Origin of the sequence: Streptomyces sp. 8K308, assembly GCF_004348315.1 — a bacterium.
Lineage (GTDB): Bacteria > Actinomycetota > Actinomycetes > Streptomycetales > Streptomycetaceae > Streptomyces.
On sequence record NZ_SMKC01000389.1, the window covers coordinates 1 to 6,265 of the forward strand.

The 6,265-nt window shown below is 70.3% G+C and carries 7 protein-coding genes and 1 pseudogene; 4 read left to right on the plus strand and 4 right to left on the minus strand.

The annotated features are described in order from the left end of the window. Window positions 1-28: 28 nt before the first annotated feature. Complete coding sequence (locus tag E1265_RS32055) at window positions 29-1,633, plus strand: alkaline phosphatase D family protein (protein ID WP_132934480.1); 1,605 nt, start codon at window positions 29-31, stop codon at window positions 1,631-1,633. A 44-nt stretch (window positions 1,634-1,677) separates the two neighbouring features. On the opposite strand, the gene E1265_RS32060 is transcribed toward E1265_RS32055, so the two are convergent. The 4 genes from E1265_RS32060 to E1265_RS32075 form a co-directional block, all read right to left on the minus strand. Then, complete coding sequence (locus E1265_RS32060; protein WP_132934474.1) at window positions 1,678-2,121, minus strand: HIT family protein; 444 nt, start codon at window positions 2,119-2,121, stop codon at window positions 1,678-1,680. Between the two features lie 49 nt (window positions 2,122-2,170). Then, complete coding sequence (locus E1265_RS32065) at window positions 2,171-2,575, minus strand: MazG nucleotide pyrophosphohydrolase domain-containing protein (protein ID WP_243741259.1); 405 nt, start codon at window positions 2,573-2,575, stop codon at window positions 2,171-2,173. Between the two features lie 91 nt (window positions 2,576-2,666). Next, window positions 2,667-2,921 carry a hypothetical protein gene (locus E1265_RS32070; protein WP_132934476.1) on the minus strand — a complete coding sequence of 85 codons (255 nt, stop codon included), beginning with the start codon at window positions 2,919-2,921 and terminating at the stop codon, window positions 2,667-2,669. Further along, window positions 2,891-3,319 carry an ATP-binding protein gene (locus tag E1265_RS32075; RefSeq protein WP_132934477.1) on the minus strand — a complete coding sequence of 143 codons (429 nt, stop codon included), beginning with the start codon at window positions 3,317-3,319 and terminating at the stop codon, window positions 2,891-2,893. The genes E1265_RS32070 and E1265_RS32075 overlap by 31 nt, the downstream gene beginning before the upstream one ends. 301 nt (window positions 3,320-3,620) lie before the next feature. Here E1265_RS32075 and E1265_RS32080 point away from each other — a divergent pair, with 301 nt between their 5' ends. The 3 genes and pseudogenes from E1265_RS32080 to E1265_RS32090 form a co-directional block, all read left to right on the plus strand. Beyond that, window positions 3,621-4,652 carry a helix-turn-helix transcriptional regulator gene (locus E1265_RS32080; RefSeq protein ID WP_132934478.1) on the plus strand — a complete coding sequence of 344 codons (1,032 nt, stop codon included), beginning with the start codon at window positions 3,621-3,623 and terminating at the stop codon, window positions 4,650-4,652. Window positions 4,653-4,668: 16 nt separating this feature from the next. Further along, entirely contained in the window at window positions 4,669-5,244 is a 576-nt protein-coding gene (locus E1265_RS32085; protein ID WP_132934479.1) for an HD domain-containing protein, read from the plus strand. Between the two features lie 38 nt (window positions 5,245-5,282). After that, window positions 5,283-6,093, plus strand: a pseudogene (locus E1265_RS32090) (class I SAM-dependent methyltransferase); the annotation flags it as partial. Window positions 6,094-6,265: the final 172 nt, after the last annotated feature.

A 6,265-nucleotide genomic window follows, 5' to 3' on the forward strand; every position in this document is an offset into this window, starting at 1 on the left:
CCCTCCCGAGTCCTCGCCCACGGACGCGCTGCGCGCCGCGGCCCGACTCCTCGACCGGCGCCGCTTCCTGACCGTCACCGGCGCCGCCGCGGCCATCGCCTTCTCCACCAACCTCCCCAACTCCGCCGAGGCCGCCGCCCCGCTCGACCCGGCCGCGCTGCCCGCCGACCCGTTCACCCTCGGCGTCGCCTCCGGAGACCCGCGCCACGACTCGGTGGTGCTGTGGACGAGACTCGCGCCTGAGCCGTTCGCCGTCGACAGCGGGCTGCCGGCCCAACCCGTCACCGTGCGCTGGGAGATCGCCAGGGACGAGGCGTTCCGCCGGATCGAGCGTGCCGGCCAGACCCAGGCCCACCCCGAGTTCCACCACGCGGTGCACGTGGAGGCCGAGGGCCTGCGCCCGGCCACCACCTACCACTACCGCTTCCACGTCGGCCGCTGGACCAGCCCCACGGGCCGCACCAGGACCGCGCCGGCCCCCGGCGCCAGCGCCGAGTCGCTGCGCTTCGCGCTGGTCTCCTGCCAGCGCTACGACCAGGGCTACTACACCGCCTACGGGCACCTGGCCCGCGAGGAGAACATCGACGCCGTCCTGCACCTTGGCGACTACCTGTACGAGTACCCGGTCAACTCGGCCGCCGGCGCCCGTGGTTACACCGGCCCGGACGCGCTGCCCGCCGAACTCAACCGGGAGACCGTCACCCTGGAGGACTACCGGCTGCGCTACGCCCTCTACCACCGCGACCCGGACCTGAAGGCCGCGCACGCCGCCCACCCGTTCGTCGTCACCTGGGACGACCACGAGGTCGAGAACAACTACGCTGGCGCGATCCCCGAGAACGGCGTGCCGGCCGAGGAGTTCCTGGTCCGCCGCGCCGCCGCCTACCGGGCCTACTACGAGAACATGCCGCTGCGCCGCGCCCAGTTGCCGCACGGCCCCGACGCCCAGCTCTACCGGCGGCTCGACTACGGCCGGCTCGCCCAGCTGGACATCCTCGACTCCCGTCAGTACCGGGACGACCAGGCTCTGGGCGACGGTTGGCGGGTGCCGACGGACGAGGTCGCGGCGCCCGAGCGCACGCTGCTCGGCGCCAGCCAGGAGCGCTGGCTCGCCGACGGCTGGCGCCGGTCGCGCGCGGTGTGGAACCTGGTGCCACAGCAGGTGGTGCTCGCCCGCCGCCGCAACCGGGTCGAGGGCCCCTGGCCGCTGTCGATGGACGCCTGGGACGGCTACCCGGCGGCCCGCGAGCGCCTCCTGGCCGCCGCCCGCGACGCCGGCGTGGACAACCTGGTGGTGCTGACCGGGGACGTGCACGTCCACTACGCGTTCGACCTCAAGGCGGACTGGGACGACCCGGCCTCCCACAACCTCGGTGTCGAGTTGGTCACCAGCTCCATCTCCAGCGGCGGCGACGGCTCGGAGCGGCCGGCCAACTGGCCCGCCCTGACCGGCGCCAACCCGCACCTGCGCTTCTACGACGGGCGCCGCGGCTACGTGGTGCTCACCCTCGACAGCAGCCAACTGACCGCCGAGTACCGGGTCGTGCCCACCGTGACCACGCCAGGCGCCGGCGTCCTCACCGCCGCCACGTTCGTCTCTTCGGCCGGCGACCCCGGCCTGCGGCCCGCGTAGCCGCCCGACCGCCCGGCCCGCCACCACCGACGGCGGGCCGGGCCCTACGCGGTGAGTGCGGCGCGCAGCCGTTCCGCGTAGGCGCGGCGGCGGTCGGCCGGGAGCCAGTCGGGCTGCGGGGGCGTGCCGTAGAGGTCGTCGCCTGGGTAGCGGGGGAAGAGGTGCTGGTGGAAGTGCCAGACGTTCTGGTCGCCGGCCGGCTCGTTGTGCTGGCGGGTGGAGACCCCCGCGCAGTCGTAGGCGGTGCGCATGGCCCGGGCGAGCAGCCGGGTGGCGTCGAAGACCGCGTGGCCGTCGGCGGCGGGAAGGTCGTACAGGTTCTCGTGGTGGGCGACGGGGATGATCAGCAGATGGCCCGCGTTCCGCGGCCACCAGCGGGGGCAGACCAGCGCGAAGACCCGCTCGTCACGGTAGACCACGTCGGGTTCCCGGTCCGGGGTGAGATGGCAGAACGGGCAGTCGTAACCGGCGGGTTCGTGGTTGTGCACGGGGCACCTCCCGGCTGGATGTCGGCGTCCGTGGGTCCGAGGCAAGCACTCAGGAACCGGCCGGCGGCCACGCGACGAGGCCGTCGAGGACCGGTGGTTGGTAGCCGGGGCCCTTGAGCACCTTGCCGTCGACTCGGCGCAGAACCCGGCCGTCCGCGTCGAGCTTGCTCATGTTGGACCGGTGGACCTCGACGAAGACGGCCGGCAGATCGATCCCCAGCGCGTCCGCGGCGCCGTAGGTGACGTAGAGGACGTCGGCCAGCTCCTTGGCCACTGCCTGGTACGCGGTGAGCGGGTCGCCGCCGGTTCGCAGGGCCCTGGCGAGGTCGGTGAGGGCCTCGGCGGCCTCGCCCGCTTCCTCGGCCAGCAACGTCCGGCGGTGTTCCGCCAGTTCGGGGCGTCCGGCCTCGGCCTTCCCGTCGAACACCTCGCGGAACTCGGCGACTCGTCGCATCGGCTCATGGTCCATACCCCGACCCTAAGCGCTCCCCACGACACCCACGGCCCGCTCCCCGCGGCAGCCCCTTCCGCGGCGCGGTGGGCAGTCAGGATGATTCGGTCATCGGCACCAGGGCGTTCGCGTCAGCGGTCCACTCCACGCCGCTGCCGTCGACTGGCCGCATGTGCGCCTCGACACGCAGGACCCGCCCGGCGCCGCGAGCCACGTGCTCCAGCACCCCGTCCAGCCGGCCGACACGGCCCGTGGTCGGGTCGGTGACCAGTTGACCCATCAGCTCGTGGCGGCCCCAGCGCAGGGTGATGCCGGTGGTCACCGCGCCGGTGCCTTCCCACGTTTCCACGGGCAGGTGGTGGCGTGGTCGGCGTTCACGACGACGGGGTGGTGGCAGTACGAACAGGTCACGGGCACGGTCGGTTCGACGGGCCCCTCCCGGCCGGTCACGACGGTGATGGCGTCTTCGGGACGGGCGGTGGTGGCGCGTACCGTGAAGCGGAAGCTGTCGCCTTCACGGGCCACCACGAGCCGACAGCGGGGGTCGTGCGCGACGTGCTTGAGTACATTGTTCAGCAACTCCGAGACACCCACCCGGGCCAGCATCACAGCGTCCGGGTCACCTCCGAGCTTCGCCACCGCCTCTACGGCCACGCCGCGCCACCGCTCGATGTCCTGTGCACGAGCCGCTATATCCCAGGTGTACACCTCATCACCCTCGGCGCCTTGCACGGTGACGACGGTCATGGGACACCTCCCGGGGACGGCATAGCGAGTAACACGAACGCAGTCGGATCGTCGCTCTGGGCGACTATGCTGTGCGTTGTCCGACTGGGGTGTTCAGCGGGTTCTCAACCTACGGTGACCAGCGGGCCGAAAAAACTGACGCAGAGTACAAGTTGCGCCAGGCGCAGGCACCGGAAGGTGGACCATGGCCTCAGCTCAGTCCTCGCCCCGTCGCGGAACCCATACCGGTGGCCAGGGTTCCCCTGTCCGCAGGCAGGCCGGAGGTGTCAGCGGGCACCTGCTGAAGATCATTCGGGAACGCGTGCCGTCGACCCAGCGTCACCTCGCCGAGCTGCTGGGCGTGGATATCACGACCATGCAGGGCTGGGAATCTGGCCGACGCCCCCTGTCGGCCATCTCCGTCGGACAGTTTCAGACCGTCCGCCGACGACTTCTGAAGTGCGGCGCTGATCCCGAACTCGTGGTGCTTCTGGAGGCCGCTGGTCAGGCGGACGCGGTCATTGCCCACGCGCTGGAGAACCCGGTGCCCTCGCGGCAGAGCGTCGAGCACCATCCTCTCGCTCAGTGGGTGTACACCCGAGCCGCTGCCCACATGATCGCCTGGGCTCTCACGGGGGCACCCCCGGCGGCGCTTCCCCAAGCCCCTCCCGGAACGCCGCGTCGGCGAGGGCCGACTCCCGATTCCCCGCTCCTGCCAGCGGCGGAGCGTCAGGCTGCCTTCAGCCACCTCAGGCGGTGGGCCGAGGAAGCCGAAAGACTCGGCCAAGACGGAGCCCTACTTCGGCGACAGGCCGTCTACCTGTGCAGCTATGACAGCGCCCCGGACACGCACGCCTGGGTTGGCCACATGCGCAAACCGATGCGATTCACCTTCACCTCGCCCTTGGAGTGGTCGGACGCACGGTCAGTCGCCACCTCCCTGACGAGGCACGGGGAACAGGATGTGCTCTGGGCCTTCATTGACCACGGTATGCGGGACGATGCCGGAGAAACCGCCAACTTGAACTACTGGGCCTACTGGCTTGGCCTTGACCCGCTTCCGCGGGCCGACGACGGCTTCATGGCTTCCCGCACCTCGCAGCAGTGGGATGCGAGCGCTCTGCTGCGAGCCATGGCCAGTCGACTTGACCCCGGCTTGGCTTGTATCGACCTGAACGTGCACTCGGTGTGGGCCCTGCTTGCCGCGCACCCAGCATTGCTGACGGCTGACTCGCGCCTCACGGCCGACCTGGCTGGCCGGGTGCGACGACTGCTCGACTCGGACAGCGTATCGTCGCGAGCCCGGCGAGAACTGGAGCAGTTGAACTACGGTCTACGACTGACCAGAGCGTGATTAGAGAGGATGCCGCATGTTGGACGAGCAGCACGCCCGGGGGGCGGTCACCTACCTCATGGAGATGGGGGCGCTCAAGCGCAGTAAGCGCAGTGGGTGGTGGATCGCGGGTGTGAAGGATCCGGAGACGATCGCCGAGCACAGCTTTCGCACGGCGATCATTGGGTCCGTGCTGGCGATGCTTGAGGGCGCCGATCCGGCGAAAGTAGCTCTGCTGTGCACCTTTCATGACACACAGGAGACCCGCGTGGGCGACATCCCATGGATCGGACGCCGCTACCTCACCGCGGCCAAGAACGAGGAAGTCACGGCGGACCAGGTGGCCGACGCCCCTCCGGTCGTGGCCGCCGGGATCCAGGCCATCGTGGATGAGTACGAGAACGGCGACTCCCTCGAAGTGCTGGTCGCTCACGACGCCGACAAGCTGGAGTGCATGATCCAGGGCCTTGAGTACCTGGAGCAGGGCTATCGCAACGCCCAGGAGTGGGTGGACAGCACACGGGCGAAGCTCAAGACGCCATCGGCCATCGCACTTGCCAACGCCGCCCAGGGCATGTCCTCAGCCGAGTGGCAGCGCACCTACCTCCGGTGACCACGGAGTCCGACTCGATGGCGGGACAAGATGCTCACATGACTGCCCCGCGGATCGCTCCCGAGGTGATGACGTTCTACACCTCGAAGGTCACCGAGGCCGACCGGCTGTCGTCGTCGGCCAACGGCACGTTGGAGCTCCTGCGAACCCAGGAGTTGCTGCGCCGCCACCTGCCCCAGCCCCCCGGCGCGTGTGCTTGACGTCGGCGGTGGTCCGGGAACGCACGCCCGCTGGTTGATCGCGGACGGTTACGACGTGCACCTGGTCGACCCGGTTCCCCGCCACATCGACCAGGCCGGGCGGATCGCCGGCTGTACCGCCGAGTCGGGCGACGCGCGACAACTCACCGCCGCCGACGCCTCGTTTGACGTCGTGCTGCTCCTTGGCCCGCTCTACCACCTCATCGATGCCCGCGACCGGCGGCAGGCTCTTGGCGAGGCGTTCCGCGTCCTGCGCCCCGGAGGGCTCCTCGCTGCCGCCGGCATCAACAGGTACGCCTCGCTGTTCGAGCACACGGCGTTCGCGCACCTGCACCGGGAGGACGTGCGGCGGAGCATCGCGGGAATCCTCGAGTCGCGTGTCCATGACGGGAAGAAGTCCTTCACTCAGGCGTACTTCCACAGCGCGGAGGAGCTGCGGAGCGAGGTCGCGGCGGCGGGGTTCGAGGGTGCCGAGGTGTTCGGGGTCGAGGGACCGACATGGGGGATGCTCAAAGCGACGGAGCAGTTGACGGGGGAGTCGGTGATCGGCACCCCGCTGTTCGAGTCGGCGCTGGCGGCAGCCAGGATGGCGGAGCCGTACCCCGAGCTGCTGGCCGCCAGTTCGCACCTGCTCAGCGTGGCGCGGCGCCGAGCCGGGGCATGTGAGCAAACGCACCGGGTGGGATCGCCCGGAGGGGCGAAAAGAACAGGGGGTGGCCGGGGTAATCATGGGATGATCGGATTGTTCCGAGCGATTCACCGGAGAGGTGCATGATTCAGCCCGGCCAATCCCCGACGGCCGACCCCGCCCAAGACCACAC